The 16,295-nt window shown below is 69.0% G+C and carries 12 protein-coding genes; 8 read left to right on the forward strand and 4 right to left on the reverse strand.

Features of this window, described 5'->3' with window-relative positions; genetic code table 11:
- The first annotated feature begins 251 nt into the window (after window positions 1–251).
- Window positions 252–1,904 carry an alpha-glucosidase gene (locus AC6CH2_RS16405; RefSeq protein ID WP_498270141.1) on the forward strand — a complete coding sequence of 551 codons (1,653 nt, stop codon included), beginning with the start codon at window positions 252–254 and terminating at the stop codon, window positions 1,902–1,904.
- A gap of 73 nt (window positions 1,905–1,977) precedes the next feature.
- On the forward strand, window positions 1,978–2,877 hold the full coding sequence (locus tag AC6CH2_RS16410; RefSeq protein WP_498270142.1) for a putative signal transducing protein: 900 nt from the start codon (window positions 1,978–1,980) through the stop codon (window positions 2,875–2,877).
- 45 nt (window positions 2,878–2,922) lie between these two features.
- Here the strand turns inward: AC6CH2_RS16410 and AC6CH2_RS16415 are convergent, their stop codons facing one another.
- Window positions 2,923–3,813, reverse strand: coding sequence for a hypothetical protein (locus AC6CH2_RS16415; protein ID WP_498270143.1), 891 nt, complete (start codon window positions 3,811–3,813; stop codon window positions 2,923–2,925).
- Window positions 3,814–3,951: 138 nt separating this feature from the next.
- Complete coding sequence (gene yihA / locus AC6CH2_RS16420) at window positions 3,952–4,602, reverse strand: ribosome biogenesis GTP-binding protein YihA/YsxC (RefSeq protein WP_498270144.1); 651 nt, start codon at window positions 4,600–4,602, stop codon at window positions 3,952–3,954.
- Between the two features lie 179 nt (window positions 4,603–4,781).
- On the opposite strand from yihA, the gene AC6CH2_RS16425 reads away from it, so the two are divergent.
- The 5 genes from AC6CH2_RS16425 to AC6CH2_RS16445 all read left to right on the forward strand — a co-directional run bounded on the left by AC6CH2_RS16425 (window position 4,782) and on the right by AC6CH2_RS16445 (window position 9,603).
- A complete protein-coding gene (locus tag AC6CH2_RS16425) occupies window positions 4,782–5,666 on the forward strand; it encodes a c-type cytochrome (RefSeq protein WP_498270145.1) in 885 nt (294 codons plus the stop codon).
- 292 nt (window positions 5,667–5,958) lie between these two features.
- The gene (locus tag AC6CH2_RS16430; protein ID WP_498270146.1) at window positions 5,959–6,618 is read left to right on the forward strand and encodes a thiol:disulfide interchange protein DsbA/DsbL; all 660 of its coding nucleotides are present in this window, start codon (window positions 5,959–5,961) and stop codon (window positions 6,616–6,618) included.
- A 197-nt stretch (window positions 6,619–6,815) separates the two neighbouring features.
- Window positions 6,816–7,670: a thiol:disulfide interchange protein DsbA/DsbL gene (locus AC6CH2_RS16435; protein ID WP_498270147.1), complete on the forward strand. Its 855-nt coding sequence runs from the start codon at window positions 6,816–6,818 to the stop codon at window positions 7,668–7,670.
- Window positions 7,671–7,694: 24 nt separating this feature from the next.
- Window positions 7,695–8,459 (forward strand): endonuclease/exonuclease/phosphatase family protein, encoded by a 765-nt coding sequence (locus tag AC6CH2_RS16440; protein WP_498270148.1) that lies wholly within the window; start codon window positions 7,695–7,697, stop codon window positions 8,457–8,459.
- A 964-nt stretch (window positions 8,460–9,423) separates the two neighbouring features.
- On the forward strand, window positions 9,424–9,603 hold the full coding sequence (locus AC6CH2_RS16445) for a hypothetical protein (protein ID WP_498270149.1): 180 nt from the start codon (window positions 9,424–9,426) through the stop codon (window positions 9,601–9,603).
- 267 nt (window positions 9,604–9,870) lie between these two features.
- On the opposite strand, the gene AC6CH2_RS16450 is transcribed toward AC6CH2_RS16445, so the two are convergent.
- Together AC6CH2_RS16450 and AC6CH2_RS16455 are read right to left on the reverse strand one after the other, a co-directional pair.
- The gene (locus tag AC6CH2_RS16450; RefSeq protein WP_498270150.1) at window positions 9,871–12,798 is read right to left on the reverse strand and encodes a TonB-dependent receptor; all 2,928 of its coding nucleotides are present in this window, start codon (window positions 12,796–12,798) and stop codon (window positions 9,871–9,873) included.
- A 316-nt stretch (window positions 12,799–13,114) separates the two neighbouring features.
- Window positions 13,115–13,912, reverse strand: coding sequence for a sulfite exporter TauE/SafE family protein (locus tag AC6CH2_RS16455; protein WP_498270151.1), 798 nt, complete (start codon window positions 13,910–13,912; stop codon window positions 13,115–13,117).
- 305 nt (window positions 13,913–14,217) lie between these two features.
- On the opposite strand from AC6CH2_RS16455, the gene AC6CH2_RS16460 reads away from it, so the two are divergent.
- On the forward strand, window positions 14,218–16,290 hold the full coding sequence (locus tag AC6CH2_RS16460; protein ID WP_498270178.1) for a lytic transglycosylase domain-containing protein: 2,073 nt from the start codon (window positions 14,218–14,220) through the stop codon (window positions 16,288–16,290).
- Window positions 16,291–16,295: the final 5 nt, after the last annotated feature.

The following is a 16,295-nucleotide window of genomic DNA, read 5'->3' on the forward strand; positions in this document are numbered from 1 at the left end:
CACTGCGGCGCGCTGCGGTTGCCTGGGCGTCGTGCGCCTTCGGTCTGAGGCGCATGTTAGGCAAGCGATCGCGCCCGCTGCGGTTTATGCATACGTATTCATGACCGGCAGTCGCATTCATGTCGCACTTCATCGGTCGTTTGGCCATGAATACGTATGCAGGCCGGCGAGCCGCGAATGCGCCCGGCGGTAAGCTGGCGCGCATCGCGGCAGTGCAGCACGAAGACCGCATACGCCATCAGGGGCGCCTCTTGTCAGCCGTCAATCTTCCGACCCCCGCCGCAGCGCAGGAACACGCCTGGTGGCGCGGCGCGGTCATCTACCAGATCTACCCGCGCAGCTTCCGCGATCTCGACGGCGACGGCGTCGGCGACCTGCCCGGCATCATCGACAAGCTAGGCTACGTCGCCGATCTCGGCGTCGACGCGATCTGGGTCTCGCCGTTCTTCAAGTCGCCGATGATCGATTTCGGCTACGACATCGCCGACTACCGCGCGGTCGACCCCCTGTTCGGCGACCTCGGGGACTTCGACCGCTTGCTGGCCAAGGCGCATGCGCTGGGCCTGCGGGTGATGATCGACCAGGTCCTCAGCCATACCTCCGACCAGCACGAGTGGTTCAAGCGCAGCCGCGAGAGCCGCGACAACGAATACGCCGACTGGTACGTGTGGGCCGACGCCCGCCCCGACGGCACCGCGCCGAACAACTGGATGTCCCTGTTCGGCGGGGTCGCCTGGCAGTGGGAGCCGCGCCGCCAACAGTATTACCTGCACAACTTCCTGGCCTCGCAGCCGGATCTGAACTTCCACAACCCGGCGGTGCGCGCGGCGGTGCTCGACAACGTGCGCTTCTGGCTCGACCGCGGGGTCGACGGCCTGCGCCTGGACGCGATCAACTTCTGCTTCCACGACGCGCAACTGCGCGACAACCCGCCGAAAGCGCGGGAACTGCGGGTCGGGCGCGGCTTCAGCCCCGACAACCCCTACGCTTTCCAGTACCACTACTACAACAACAACCAGCCCGAGAACCTCGATTTCCTGGCCGAGCTGCGGGCCCTGCTCGACCGCTATCCGGGCGCGGTGTCGCTCGGCGAGATTTCCTCGGAAGACTCGCTGGCGACCATGGACGAGTACACCCGCGACGGCCGCTTGCACATGGGCTACAGCTTCGAGCTGTTGACCGAGGACTACAGCGTCGCGCACATCCGCGGCACCGCCCAGACCCTGGAAGAGCGCATGCTCGAAGGCTGGCCGTGCTGGGCGATTTCCAATCACGACGTGCAGCGGGTGGTCTCGCGCTGGGGCCAGGGCGACAAGCCGGCGCACTTCGCCACCATGCTCAGCGCGCTGATGTGCTCGCTGCGCGGCTCGGTCTGCGTCTACCAGGGCGAAGAACTGGGCCTGCCGGAGGCCGAGCTGCCGTTCGAGGCGCTGCGCGACCCCTTCAGCATCGCCTTCTGGCCGACCTTCAAGGGCCGCGACGGCTGCCGCACGCCGATGCCGTGGGACGGCACGCCGCAGGCCGGTTTCACTACCGGCACGCCGTGGCTGCCGATCGCCGAGGAGCATCGCGGCCTCGACGTCGCCCGCCAGCAGCACGACCCCGACTCGCCCTTGAACCGCTTCCGCCGGTTCCTGTCGTGGCGCAAGACCCGCCCGGCGCTGCTCGACGGCGCGATCCGTTTCCTCGCCAGCGACGAACCGGTGATCGCCTTCGTCCGCGGCAGCGGTGCCGACGCGGTGCTGATGGCGTTCAACCTCGGCGGCGCCGAGGCGGAGCTGGCGCTGTCGGAGGCCGGCAGTTGGCAGGTCGATCGCGGCCACGGCCTGCCCTCGGGCGAGCGCAGCGGCGACCGCCTGCGCCTGCCGCCTTACGGTGTGTTCGCGGCGCGCGCGGCCGGCTGAGCTCGCGACACACTTCGATCAGGCGGCATACTCCGGCTTCGCGGCGAAACGGTCCACGAACAGAAGCATCCGGATGCAGATCGTGTACCACGCCGCCCATTCGGCGGACGCGCAGCTCGTGCGCGGCTTGTTGGCGGAGGAAGGCATCCGCTCGTTCGTGTTCGGCGGCGCGCTGGAAGGCGGTGCCGGCCTGCTGCCGGTCGGCGGCGCGGTCCGCGTCGAGGTCGCCGACGAAGACGCCGAACGCGCGCGCGCCGTCATTCAGGCCTGGCAAGACGCCGCGTTGCCGCTCGACGAAGATGAGGCCGGCGACGAGGCCGACCGCGACTACGGCGACGACGCCACGCCCGAGCACGTCGAGAGCGGCAACCTCTACCGCCCCTTGAATCAGCGCCTGCCCTCGCGCCACACCGGCGCCGGCCTGGGCGGGATCGTGTTCGCCCTGATCGCCGGCGCGCTCGGCGGCGCCATCGCCACCGGCATCGCGATGCAACCGCGCAGCAGCCAGCAGCCGGTCGACTACGACGGCGATGGCCGGCCCGACGAGGCTTTGTTCTACGAGGGCGAGCGCCTGCGACGGGCCGAGGCCGACCGCAACGGCGATGGCGAAGCCGACCAGCGCACTCATTACGACGATCGCGGCCTGGCGGCCGAGATCGAGGAAGACCAGGATTTCGACGGCGTGCGCGAGACCGCGAGCCGCTACGAAAACGGCCAACTCGCCGGTCGCAGCGCCGATTACGACGGCGACGGCCAGGTCGACCGGCAGCAGACCTTCAAGCGCGGCGTGTTGCAGAGCGAACAGTGGTTCGACCGGGGCGGCCAACTGGTCAAGCGCATCGACTACGTCGACGAACGCCCGGTCAGCGGCGAGTTCGACAGCGACGGCGACGGCGTGCGCGACACCGCGCGCGACTACGATCCGCGCGGCGAGATCAGCGCCAGCCGGCCGTTGTCCGCGCCGACGCCCTAGACCGCCGGCGCAGCGGCCGCCGGCCAGGCGATCCGCCGCTCGGCCTCAACCGCGCGCCGGTAATCGGGCCGTGTGCGCTTCGCGCCGCAGGGACTCGCGCTGCAGCGCCGGGCGCGGCGTCGGTGTGGGCGTCGAGCCCGGCGCAGGAATCGGCACGGGCCGTATGCGCAGCTCCCTCGGCGGCAAGGCCAGCGTGTCGAGACGCTTTTTTGCGCCCTCGTTGCCGAGCGCGGCGGCTTTGCCCAGCACGAGTTGGGCTTCGGCGATCCGGCCCTGGCCGACGTATATCTCGCCGAGCCCGCTCAGCGCGGTGGCGCGGCTCTTGGGATCGCTGGCCGGGGTGTCCTTGACCGCCTGCACCAGGGTCTGCTGCGCGCTGTCGAGCTGGCCCTCCGACAGCAGCTTCCAGCCGCACAGGGTCGGATCGCCGCCGCTGCAGGCGTCGACGCCATCGCTCTTGGCCGCCGCGATCTCCTCGGCCAGCTCGGCCGGCTGGTTGGCGAGCGCCGCGCTGCCGACCGCGTTCTGCAGGTCGCGGTTGTTCCGCTGCAGGCCCTCGACCTTCTTGATGATCGAATCGACCGAGATGTTGATGCTGCTGTTGTTGTCGGCCACCTCGATGGCGGCGTTCGGCGCGAAGGCCTGACCGCGATAGATGATCTCCGGGTCGGGCAGGTCGATCGCCGAGAACCGCGGCGAGAAGGTCAGGTAGACGTTCGGCACCACGCGTTCGCCGGCGCGCCAGCTCTTGAGGGTGTCGAAGCCGATCATCGCCACCACCACCGCCGCGCCGATGCCGAGGTACCAGCGCACGTTCTTGTTCTGTTCGGCGTTGCGGGTCTTGAGCAGCGCGTAGGCGCCGTAGGCGAAGAACAGCAGCGCGGTGCCGTAGGCGCCCGCCGCCAGGATGGTCTGAGGGTCGGTGATCGTGTCCATCTCGTTCCTTGAGCCGAAGATCGCCCTCCGCGCAGACCGCGCGGAAGTTCTTCTACCCAGGAAGTAACGCAGTCGGCGCGGGCCGAGCGGCCAGCCGGGTTTGCAACAAAACCAGCCGGCCGGGCGCGGACCGCCGGCTCAGGCCGCCGGCGGCGGGACCAGTTCGAGCCAGCGCGAGACCACCGCGCAGGCCTCTTCCACGCCCTGCTTGGACTCGCCGGAGAAGGTCTGCACGCTGACCGTGTCGCCGAACGCCGAGCTCAGCTCCTTGCGCACCATCATCAGCTGCTGCTGTTGCTGGCCGCGGCCGAACTTGTCGGCCTTGGTCAGCAACGCATGCGCCGGCAGGCCGCGCTGGACCGCGTAACCGAGCATCTGCCGGTCGTAATCCTTGAGCGGGTGGCGGATGTCCATCACCACGACCAGCCCGCGCAGGGCCTCGCGGGTGCCGAAGTAGCGGTCCAGGAAGGCCTGCCAGTGCGCCTGCAGGTTCTGCGGGACCTTGGCGTAGCCGTAGCCGGGCAGGTCGACCAGGAAGCGGTCGGGCTCCGGGGCCGGCTCGGGGCCGCGATACAGGGGACTGACGTCGAAAAACACCAGCTGCTGGGTCCGGCCCGGGGTCTTGGACACCCGCGCCAGGGCGTTCTGCTGGCACATGGCGTTGAGGGCGCTGGACTTGCCGGCATTGGAGCGGCCGGCGAAGGCGACCTCGTAGCCGCCGTCGGGCGGGAGCTGCTTTACGTTGTGCGCCGACAGCAGGTAACGGGCACGGGCGAGGGGATTGTTCATGTCATTAGGATCGCACGCCCACCCCTCCGGCGTGCCGCAGACTGAATCCGCGTTGACCCGGTCGGGGCCGGCGAAGATAATTCCGAGGTTCCGGTGGCGGCAGCTCGCGCACAGTCCGGTCCCCAGTACGCCCTTTTCAGCCTGCCACCCAGCAAGCCAGTAGTTCGGAGCCCAGCTACATGAGCCAAGCCCGCGTTCTAGGCCTCGTCGGCCTCGCCGCCCTCGCGGCCGCCGCCGTTGCGTACGCCCAAGCCACGGTCACGCCGATCCCCGACAAGGAGCCGGTCCAGACCGCGCCGCTGAACGCCGCGGCGAAGGCCTCCTGGGGCGACGTCAAGGCCGGTGCGACCAAGGCCGGCACCTGCGCGGCCTGCCACGGCCTCGACGGCAACCCGACCGATCCGCAGTACCCGCGCCTGGCCGGCCAGAGCGAGCGCTACATCGCCCACCAGATCGCCCTGTTCAAGAGCGGCGAGCGCAATACCGGCATGGCTGCGGCGATGAAGCCCTTCGCCGACGCCCTCAGCGAGCAGGACGCGCGCGACCTGGGCGCTTACTTCGCCACCCAGAAGTCCGGCGCCGGCGTCGCCGACGACACCGTGATCGCCTCGGGCGTCAACCAGGGCAAGAAGTTCTACGAAGTCGGCGAGCAGCTGTTCCGCAACGGCGACAAGGCCCGCGGCATCCCGGCCTGCATGGCCTGCCACGGCCCGAATGGCGCCGGCAACCCCGGCCCGGCCTACCCGCACATCGCCGGCCAGCAGGCCGCCTACTCGCAGCGTCGCCTGGAGGAATACCGCGCCGGCACGACTACGCAGAAGGACCCGCACCTGTTCAACATCATGGCCACCGTCGCCAAGCAGCTCAGCGACGAGGAAATCGGCTCGCTGTCGAGCTACCTGCAGGGCCTGCACGACCGCGCCGACGACGTCGCCGCCGCCGATGCGCCGGCGCCCGCAGCCGCTCCGGCCTCGACCGCTCCGGCGCCCGCCCCGGCCGCTCCGGCTCCGGCGGCGACGCCCGCCGCGCCGGCGGCCGCTCCGGCCCAGCCCACCCAAGGCTGAGCCGCGCGCCAGCGCCAACCCGTGAACGCCGGCCTGGCGACAGGCCGGCGTTTTTCGTTGCGGCGGCCGGCGCGCCCGCTCGGCGGGCTGCCGAAGCGGACCGGCGAAGCCCGGCCGCGCAGAAGGTGACCGCCGTCACCGCTTGCCGCGGCCGTGGAACTTCTGTCGCGCAGCGCAGTCCCATCGTTACTCCTGTTGCGACGCCGGCCGCTATTCTTGGTGCCGGCGTTTTTTATGCCCGGCTCCGCCCAGGGCCGACGCCCGCTCATTCCGCCACCGACGAGACTTTCCGATGAATCCACGCCTGGCCTCCCTGTTCCTGCTCGCAGTGCTTCCGTTCGCGGCGTTGGCCGCGCCCAAGACGGCCGCGCCCGCGGGCCCGGCGCCGGAAGCCGGCGTCGACTACGTCGAGATCGAAGGCGGCAAGCCGTTCGCCGCGGTCAAGGGCAAGGTCGAAGTCGTCGAAGTGTTCGGCTACACCTGCCCGCATTGCGCACATTTCGAGCCGCAGGTGGCCGCATGGCGCGCCAGGCAGCCGGCCGACGTCAACTTCGTGCCGCTGGCCGCGCCGTTCGGCGGCTACTGGAATCCGTATGCGCAGGCCTTCTACACCGCGCAATCGATGAAGCTGCTCGGCAAGACCCACGAGCCGATGTTCAAGGCCCTGCACGAGCAGCACCGCCTGCCGATCCAGAACGCCTCGACCGACGAGATCGCCGGCTTCTACGCCCAACACGGCGCCGACCGCGCGGCCTTCGCCGCGGCCATGACCGGCCCGGCCACCGCCAAGGCGATGGAGCGCGCCAAGGCCTTCATCATGGCCGCCGGCGTCGACGGCACGCCGTCGCTGGTGGTCGCGGGCAAGTACCGCGTGACCACCCAGAAGGGCTTCGACGACATGCTGCGCGTCGCCGACCATCTGGTCGCGCGCGAACGCGCCGGCAAGCGCTGACCCGGCGCGGGTGCGGCCGGCCCGGCTCGCTACGGCGCGGCCTTCGCACTCCGACTACGTCCTACACTCCCTCTTCCCTGCCGCGGCCGTTATCCTGAACGTCGCTCCCTGTCGGCATCGCGACCCGCACTGCAGCCCGGCGCCGATGCCCACACTCCTTTGATCGTATTGCGGAGATTTCCCTGATGAATTCGCGTATGGCTACGTTGTCCCGCTATCCGCTGGTGCTGAGCGCCCTGTTCGCGCTCGCCGCCTGCACCAAGACCGAAACCGCGGCCCCGGCCGACACCGCCGCGCCGGCCGCGACCGACGCGGCAACCGCCACCGCCCCGGCCGACGGCGCGCCCGCCGCTCCGGCCGCACCGGAAGCGACGACGATCCAGCCCGCCGCCGTGGCCACGCCGCCGGCCGGCCCGGCCCCGGTGGTCGGCACCGACTACGAGGAAATCCCGGCCGGCCAGCCTTACGAGCCGGTCGCCGGCAAGATCGAAGTCGCCGAGATCTTCAGCTACACCTGCCCGCACTGCGCCCAGTTCGAACCGCAGGTGCTCGATTGGCGCGCCAAGCAGACCGCCGACGTGAAGTTCACCCCGATCGCGGGTCCGTTCGGCGCCAATCCAATCCCGTTCGCGAAGGCGTTCTACACCGCGCAGACCCTGGGCCTGCTCGAGAAGTCGCACGAGGCGATGTTCCGCGCCGTGCACATCGACCAGTCGCTGCCCTACCAGAGCGTCACCGACCAGCAGTTCGGCGAGTTCTACGCCAAGTTCGGCGCCAAGCCGCAGGACTTCATCGGCACCATGAACAGCTTCGCGATCAACGCCAAGCTCAAGCGCGCCGAACAGTTCATGCAGCGCTCGGGCGTCAGCTCCAGCCCCTCGCTGGTGGTCAACGGCAAGTATCTGGTCAAGGGCAAGAGCTTCGAGGACATGCTGCGCATCACCGATCACCTGGTCGCGCGCGAGCGCGCCGCGGCCCAGGGCGCGGCGCCGGCCGGCGCAGCCGCACCGGCGCCGGCCGCGGCCGCTCCGGCTCCGGCGAGCAAGGGCTGATCGGGCCCGCGCCCGACGCTCCGTATGAATACACGCCGGCTGCGCCTGCTCAGCGCGAACATCCAGGCCGGTTCCAGCACGCGTCGCTACAGCGATTACGCGACGCGCAGCTGGTCGCACGTGCTGCCCGCCGGCAACAAGCGCGGCAGCCTCGACACCATCGCCCAGTTGGCAGGCGAGCACGACATCGTCGGCCTCAACGAAAGCGATCCGGGCAGCCTGCGCTCGGGCTTCACCAACCAGACCCACTACCTCGCCCAGCGCGCCGGCTTCGAATACTGGAGCCACCAGCCCAATCGCCGGGTCGCCAACGTCGCCTCCAGCGCCAACGGCCTGTTGAGCAAGCTGGAACCGCGCGAGGTCGTCGATCATCCCCTGCCCGGACGCATCTCCGGCCGCGGCGTGTTGGTCGCCCACTACGGCGACGACGACGACGGCCTGACCGTGGCGGTGGCGCATCTCTCGCTCGGCGCGGCCTCGCGCGCCTCGCAGTTGGCCTTCATCGCCGAACTGCTGCACGACCACCCGCACGCCGTGCTGATGGGCGACTTCAACTGCTCGGCCGACCGCCCCGAGATGCAGGCCCTGTTCCGCAACACCCGCCTGCAGCCCCCGTCGAGCGCCCTGCCGACCTTCCCGAGCTGGCGTCCGCAGCGCGCGATCGACCACATTCTGCTCGGCGACGGCCTCGGCTTCGCCGGCGCCCGCGCCGTGCCCGCCGCGTTGTCGGACCACTTGGCGCTGTCGCTGGAGCTCGACGTTCCGCATAGCGCGTTGCGTTCGGAATAAGCCGGCGCGTTGCCGGCCGGATCGCAACGGCGGCGGCGCCCGCGACGAATCCATCCCACGGGATGCGCTGATCACACCGATGCTTATGTCACCCATCGAGGCGGCGTGCCTTCGCAGGACAGGAGCGGCGCAGGCCGCGACATCGCCGCGACGTTTTGCGGCGCATGGATCAAGAAAGATCAGGACCCAGATCAAGTCCGACCAGCGCAGTGCAACGAAACTATCACCTGTAGCAGCGACGTGAGTCGCGACCGCGGGACACGCAGAGAAGGCAAGGCCGTCGTCGTTCGTCGAAGCGCGATGCGTTCGCCAGGGTAGGAGCGACGCAAGTCGCGACATCGTCGTAACGGTCTTGCGACGCCTCTTTCGCCTAATCGATCAACATCAAGATCAAACCCAAAGCTTCCGCCACTAAAGCGGCGGGTTACTTTCTTTTGTCTAAAGCAACAAAAGAAAGGTAACCAAAGAAGTGGCTTTGTTTTGAATCACAGGCCCGCGCGTTCGATGCATACGCGGTGATCTTTCATACGGGACCTCACTGTCCCGATGAAAAACGGCCCGCATCCCTGCCGGCCGCCCTCCGGGTCTTCTATGGCCTTCGCTAGTGCGATGCGACGCACAGCAACAGCCTAGATCCCCGCAGGGAATCCGCCCTCCCCCTGTAGGAGCGACGTAAGTCGCGACCAAGGGACGCGCCGAGGCAACAACGCCCACGCCATCCATCGAAGCGACATCCTTTTCGCCGGTGGTAGGAGCGCCGCAAGCCGCGACCGCGAATCTGCGGCTGGCGGCGCGGGCGATCGGGGTCACGTGGTCGCGGCTTGCGCCGCTCCTACCCAAGAGCAGACACGACGCGTCTGCCGTTGCCGTTGCCGTTGCCGTTGCCGTTGCCGTTGCCTAGATTTTGATTGCCGCTTTGCCGGCCAAATAAAGACCCGTAGGGCGGCCCGCAGGGATGCGGGCCGTGCGCAAGCAGGCCATGGATGGCCTGTCTGGAGCATCCCTGCGGCGGCTTCGATCGCGCGGGCTTGTGCCCTTGCAAGAAGAAGCACTTTTCTTTGGTGACTTTCTTTTGTTGCTTTGGACAAAAGAAAGTTACCCGCACCCTTTAGGGAGCGGAAGCTTTGCTGTTGATATTGCTTGACCGCCTCATGGCCGGTGACGGCGCGACAGGAGACGGCGCGGTCGGGGCTTGCGCCGCTCCTACCCTGGCGATAGAGACACCGCTTCGACGAATGATGACGGCCGCGTTACTTCTCTGCGTCCCACGGTCGCGGCTCACGCCGCTCCTACAGCGGACTTGCGAACGCTCGCTCAAAAACAAAACGGCCGGTGCAGGCACCGGCCGTTCTTGTTGCAAAGCGAGCGAGCCCCACCCCGCGACCGGCCTGCGCCGGTCGCGGTGCGTCGATCAGAAACGCAGGTCGGCGCGCAGGTAGAAGAAACGGCCGCCCGGGATGTCGTAGGTCGAGGCGTCGTAACCGTTGAGCGAGCACGACAGGCACACCGGCGGGTCCTTGTCGGCGACGTTGTTGACGCCGCCGGTGATCTGCAGGCCCTTCAGCCAGTCGATGTGATAGCCCACCTGCAGGTCGTGGTAGGTGATCGCATCGAGCTTGTTGTCGCCGGAGACCGGATCGTCGCAGTACGGCGAATCCAGCGCCGAGGCCTGGCAGATTTCGGTCATGTCGGAGATGTGGCGGATCGTCCACGACGCGGTCCAGGCGTTGCGCTTCCACGACAGGCTCGCGTTCGAGGTCCACTCCGGGATCGCGCTGTCGTTGACTTCCACGCCCGGACGGCGCGGCTGCACCTGGCCGGCGGCGCCGACGGCGTCGTACTGGGTCACGAAGGTGTTCTGCCAGCTGACCTTGAACTGGCCGAGCGAGGTCTCCGGCAGGGTCCAGAAGAAGTCCATGTCCCAGCCGGAGGTCTTGATCGAGCCCAGGTTGGTCAGCTTGTTCTCGAAGGAGTTGATGCCGCCGACGCTGGAACGGGTGATGCCGTTGCAGTAGGTCGGGTCGAGCGTCTGCACGCACAGGTTGAGCTGGGTCTGGGCGTCGATCGCCTGCACCGCGCCTTCCAGCGAATGGCGGTAGAAGGTCACCTCGAAGTCGAACTTGTCCGACCACGGCACGCCCGAGGCCCAGGCCGGGCTGTAGACGAAGCCCGCGGTGAAGCTGCGCGCGGTTTCCGGCTCGAGGTCCTCGTTGCCGCCGGTCTGCACCGAGATCTGGCTGTTGGCCTGGGTCGCACCGGCCGGCACGCCGAGGGCGGCGCAGTTGGCGCGGTTGCCGGTCGCCGGCGAGCCGGTGATCGAGATCAGGCAGGGATCGCTGAGCTGCAGGTCGGCGCGGCTGGCCGAACCGAACAGTTCGCCGATCGACGGCGCGCGGAAGCCTTCGGCGTAGGTGGTGCGCAGCAGGAATTCATCGGCGACCTGCCAGCGCAGGCCGTACTTCGGGGTGAACTGGCCGCCGAAGGTCGAATAATCCGAATAACGGCCGGCCAGGCTCAGGTCGAGGCTCTTGCCGAAGCTGCCTTCCTTGATCAGCGGCAGGTTGAGTTCGACGTAGGCTTCGTTGACGTCGTATTCGCCCTGGGTCGGCAGCGACTGAGTGCCGTTGTAGTAACCGGCCACGGTGATCGCGTCGGGCGAATAGAAGCCTTCGTACTTGCGGTATTCGTAACCGGCGGCGAACGACAGCGGGCCGGCCCAGGCTTCGAACAGGTCGCCCGACAGGTTGGCGGTGAAGGTCTGCAGCTTCTGTTCGCTGCGGTCGCGCACGATCGGGCTGATCCACTGCAGCATCGCCGGGGTGATCGTGCCGGGGCCGCCGAACAGGTTCAGCGGCACGCAGCCCGGGGTCGCGGCGCACACGGCCGGGTCGCCCACGGCGATGTTGATGTTGCGGATGTTGTAGCTGCCGCGGTTGGTCTGTTCGGCTTCGTTCTTGTTGCTGGCGAAGTTGACGTCCCAGAAGAAGGTGCGGTCGCCGGCGTCGAAGCTGCCTTCCACGCCCGCCGCGATGTACTTGGTGTCGACTTCCTGCTCGAAGATGCGCGGGCCGCCCTCGACCGGACGGCGGCCGATCAGCACCAGGTTCGGGTTGGCGCCCTCGGTGGTGAGATCGAAGCCGAACGGGTTGTAGGGGTTGAGGCGCGAGACGGTGATGTGCTCGGACCAGGGGTTGCCGGTGCCGGCGTCCAGGCCCAGGAACAGCGGTTCCGGCGCGGCCTGGTTGACCGACTCGCGACGGTTGTACAGCGCCTTGACGTAGGCCTGCACGTTGTCGTTGAAGTGGAAGCGGAACTGGCCGAACACGCCGGTGCGCTTGGACGGCGTCAGCAGCATGTTTTGTTCGGCGAAGTTGTAGCGGTTGGCGCCGGTGAAGCCGATGAAGTCCTGCGGGTAGCGCACGCCGTTCGGGAAGCTGCTGCCGTTGGGCGTGGTGATGTTGCAGAACGGGATCGACGGGGTGCTCGGATCGTCGTCGGTATCGGTCAGCGGGCAAGCGGAGCTGGGGGTCGCCGGAGTGATGATGAAACGGCCGTTCGGCGTCGCCGAGCTGCCGGTTTCCACGCCCAGGCCCGGCACCGGCACGCGCGAGAGTTCGCGGTCGCGCGAGAACACCGGGTCCTGGTCGACGTAGCTCAAGCCCAGGAACAGGTTGGAGCGGTCGGTGTTGTGGCCCCAGGCCGCGTCGAAGCCCTTGAGTTCGCCGTCGCCTTCGCCGTACTGGCCGTAGTTGAGGGTGATCTGGCCGCCGTCGAAATTGCGCCGGGTGATGATGTTGACCACGCCGGCGATCGCGTCGGAGCCGTACAGCGACGAGGCGCCGTCTTCGAGCACTTCGATGCGTTCGACGATGGCCAGCGGAATGGTGTTGAGGTCGGTCGCCGCGCCCACGCCGGAGGCCGAGGACTCGTTGACCCAGCGCATGCCGTCGACCAGGACGAGAACGCGCTTGGGCCCGAGGTGACGCAGGTCGACCTGGGCCGAGCCGGCGCCGACGCCGTCGCCGTTGGGCGAAAAGCCGAAGTTGCCGGAGGAGTTGAACTTGGTGTTGAGCGCCGAGCCGGCGCCGGTGAGCTCCTGGACCACGTCGCCGATCGAGGTCAGGCCGGTGCGCTCGATGTCGTCGCGGGTGAGGGTCTGGACCGGGACCTGGCTTTCGATCTCGGCCTTCTTGATGCGGGTGCCGGTGACCTGGACGGTGTCCAGCGTGGTGGCGTCTCGGGCAGGCGCGGCTTCCTGGGCGGCTGCGAGCCCCGGCAGGGCGACCAGCAGGGACAACTGAATGGCTTTCGCCAAGGCATGACGACGCGACACTTTCATCGACTCTCTCTCCCTCAAGAATGTGGCTGTAGCTCTGATGGCTATTGGCACGCCGTCCATCCGTGCGGACGGCACCGGGAGGTTGTAAACAATTCGTGAATCCGCCACAAGGCGCAAATAGGGACTACTTGCCAACTGGGTCCCACTTCTGATCGGGATCGGCCGCGGCTTGAGACGTACGTCGCTTATGGCCGCATCGGGTTGGCCCGTTCAGCCGACCGCTCGCGCGGCTCCCGGCGCGATAGGGGCGCGATAGTGGCGCGATAGTGGCGAGGTCGTCGGCGCTGGGACGACGCAGCGCGGCCGCGCTCGCGCTTCAGCCGCCCAGCAGCAGGCTGACCGCGACCAGGATCAGGAACGCGGCGAATACCCGCTTGAGGGTGTCGCCGTGCAGCTTGTGGGCGAGCCGGGTCCCGTAGGGCGCGGCGAACACCGAGGCGACCGCGACGCCGATCGCCGCCGGCAGGTAGACATAGCCGATGGCGTGTTCGGGCAAAGCCCCGGGCGGCGCATTGAAGGCGTAGCCGACCGCGCTGGCCAGGCCGATCGCCACCCCGCAGGCCGATGAAGTACCGACCGCGCGCACCGGGGCGACGCCGCGCCAGACCAACAGGGGCACGGTCATGCTGCCGCCGCCGATGCCGACCACCGCCGACACCGCGCCGATGCCGACGCCCGCGGCCGACATCGGCAAGCCCTGCGGCGGCGGCGCCCCGTCGGCGAGCGGCGCGCCGTTCTTGCCGAACAGCAACTGCGCCGCGGCGATCAGGCAATAGCCGGCGACGATCAGGCGCAGCCAGTCGCCGTCGATGCGCACCGCGACGAAACTGCCGAGCCAGCCGCCGAGCAGCAGCCCCGGCACCATCCAGCGCACGGTCGGCCACATCACGCTGCCGCGCTTGGCATGGGCGCGCGCCGAGGCGGTCGCGGTCAGCACGATGCTGGCGAGGGAACTGGCCAGCGCGGTGTGCATGGCCGCGTCCTGCGGGATGCCCATCAACGGGGCCAGCCAGGCCAGCGCGGCGACCAGTACCAGGCCGCCGCCGATGCCGAGCAAGCCGGCGAGCACGCCGGCCACGGCGCCCAATGCGAGAAAGACCAACCAGGCTGTCACCGTCGAATGCTCCGCGAGATCAGGTTCGAGCCTACATGGTCGCAACGCCGCGCCGCGACTGCCTGTCGCGATGCGGCGATTGGCGGCGGCACGACGACGCGACGACAGCGACGAGACTCATCGCCGCGGCTCCGGCGTGCACTGCGATCGCGACGCCGCTTCGCATCGCCTGCACGATCCTGAAGCCGCGATGGCGCCAGCGTCTTCGGGCCAACGCCACGCAAGCTGCGACGCGCTTCGCAGGCAGCGCATCGACAGCCGATGTTCACATAAGGCATTCATGCGTGCTGGGCTATAGTCCGGCGATGCTGCCACGCCCCTACACACTCGTCATCGCTGCGCTCGCCGCGGCCCTCGCCACCACCGCCTGCGCCCAGACCCCGGCCTCGGCGCCGTCCCAGGCCGCGGTCAAGCCGGCGCCGGTGGTCAACGCCTTGCCCGCGCCCGCGGTCGACCCCTTGCTGCCGCGCGTGCGCGCCGCGATCGAAGCGGCCGAACGCGGCCAGTTCGACAGCGGCCAGTACGCCGATCTCGCCCGGCATCCGCTGTACGGCTGGATCGAATACGCCAACCTGCGCCGCGGCATCGACACGGTCAACAACGGCCGGGCCCAGGATTTCCTCGCCCGCCGCGGCAAGGAGGCTTCCGGCGAGGCCTTCCGCGAAATCTGGCTGGCGGCGACCGCACGCCGCGAAGACTGGCCGAGCTTCCTCGCCGCCTGGACGCCCAAGAGCGCCACGGGCAAGGAACGCAGCGTCAGCCTGCGCTGCGCCGAATTGAACGCGCGCCAGGCGCTGGGCCGCACCGACGAAAGCTGGACCCGCGAAGCGCAGGCGATCTGGCGCAGCAGCGGCAAGTCCCTGCCCGACAGCTGCGACGGCCCGTTCGCGGTGCTCGCCGCCCAGGGCGGCTTGTCGCCGGAACTGCGCTGGGAGCGCATCGAGGCCGCCGCCGCCGAGTGGCAGCCGGCGGTGATGCGTTCGGCCGCGCGCGGCCTGCCGGCGGATCAACTCGCACTGGCCAACGATTACGCCGCGTTCCTGGACAACGTCAACGAACGCGCGCTCGGTTGGCCGAAGACCGAACGCAGCCGCAAGATCGCCTCCTACGGGCTGGCCAAGCTCGCCAAGGCCCAGCCGGCGAGCGCCGAACAACAGTTGCCGAAGTACGCCAACGCGCTCGGCTTCGGCGACGCCGAACGCGGCCGGGTGCTGTACCAGACCGCGCTGTGGTCGGTCGCGTCTTACGAAGCCGAATCGGCGCGCCGCCTCAACGCCGTGCCCGAGGTCGCCTACGACGAACGCCTGCACGAGTGGCGCGCGCGCGAAGCAATGGCGCGCTCCGACTGGGCCGGCGCACTGGCCGCGATCAAGAAGATGGGCGCCAAGCAACGCGCCGATTCGCGCTGGCAGTACTTCGAGGCCCGCCTCAGCGAGCGCGCCGGCGATCAGGCCAGCGCCGCGCGCCTGTATCGCGAAGCGGCGAAGAAGACCGATTTCCACGGCTTTCTGGCCGCCGACCGGCTCGGCGCGCCGTATGCGCTGTGTCCGGTGCAGCCGAACGACAGCGCCGCGGCCAAGGCCGCGGTCGCGCGCGACCCGGCCCTGCAGCGGGCGATGGGCCTGTTCCGGATCGAACGCGCCGGTTGGGCGGTGCGCGAATGGGACGACGCGCTGAGCCGCTACGACGACACCCAGCGCCGCATCGCGATCGAGGTGGCGCAGAGCTACAACTGGTTCGACCGCGCGGTGTTCTCGCTCAACAAAACTCCGCAGGAACAGCGCCTGTACTACCTGCGCTTTCCGCTGCACCACGGCGACACGATCCGTCGCGAGTCGGCCAGGAACGGCATCGACCCGGCCTGGGTCGCCGCCGAGATCCGCGCCGAGAGCATCTTCAACCCGACCGCGCGCTCGGGCGCCAACGCGATGGGCCTGATGCAGGTGCTGCCGGGCACCGGCGCGGCCGTCGCCAAGAGCCTGGGCCTGCCCTGGGGCGGCGCCGCGAGCCTGTACGACTCGGAGACCAACATCATCCTCGGCACCGCCTATTTGCGTCAGCTGCTCGACAAGTACGGCGGCCAACCCTACTTCGCCATGGCCGGCTACAACGCCGGCCCGGCGCCGCTGGCGCGCTGGCAGTCGCAGCGCCCGGGCATGGAGCCCGAATTCTGGATCGAGACCATCAGCTACAAGGAAACCCGCGAATACGTCGCGCGGGTGCTCGCCTTCAGCGTGATCTACGACTGGCGCCTCAACGGCGACGCGCACAACGTCAGCGACCGCATGCGCGGCATCGCCACCGGCAAGCGCAAGTCGTTCGCCTGCCCGGCCGCGACCGCCGCCGCGACCGGGCCGGTACCGGCCGAGCAGGAGTGAGTCCG

The organism is Lysobacter sp. GQ73 (assembly GCF_059758755.1).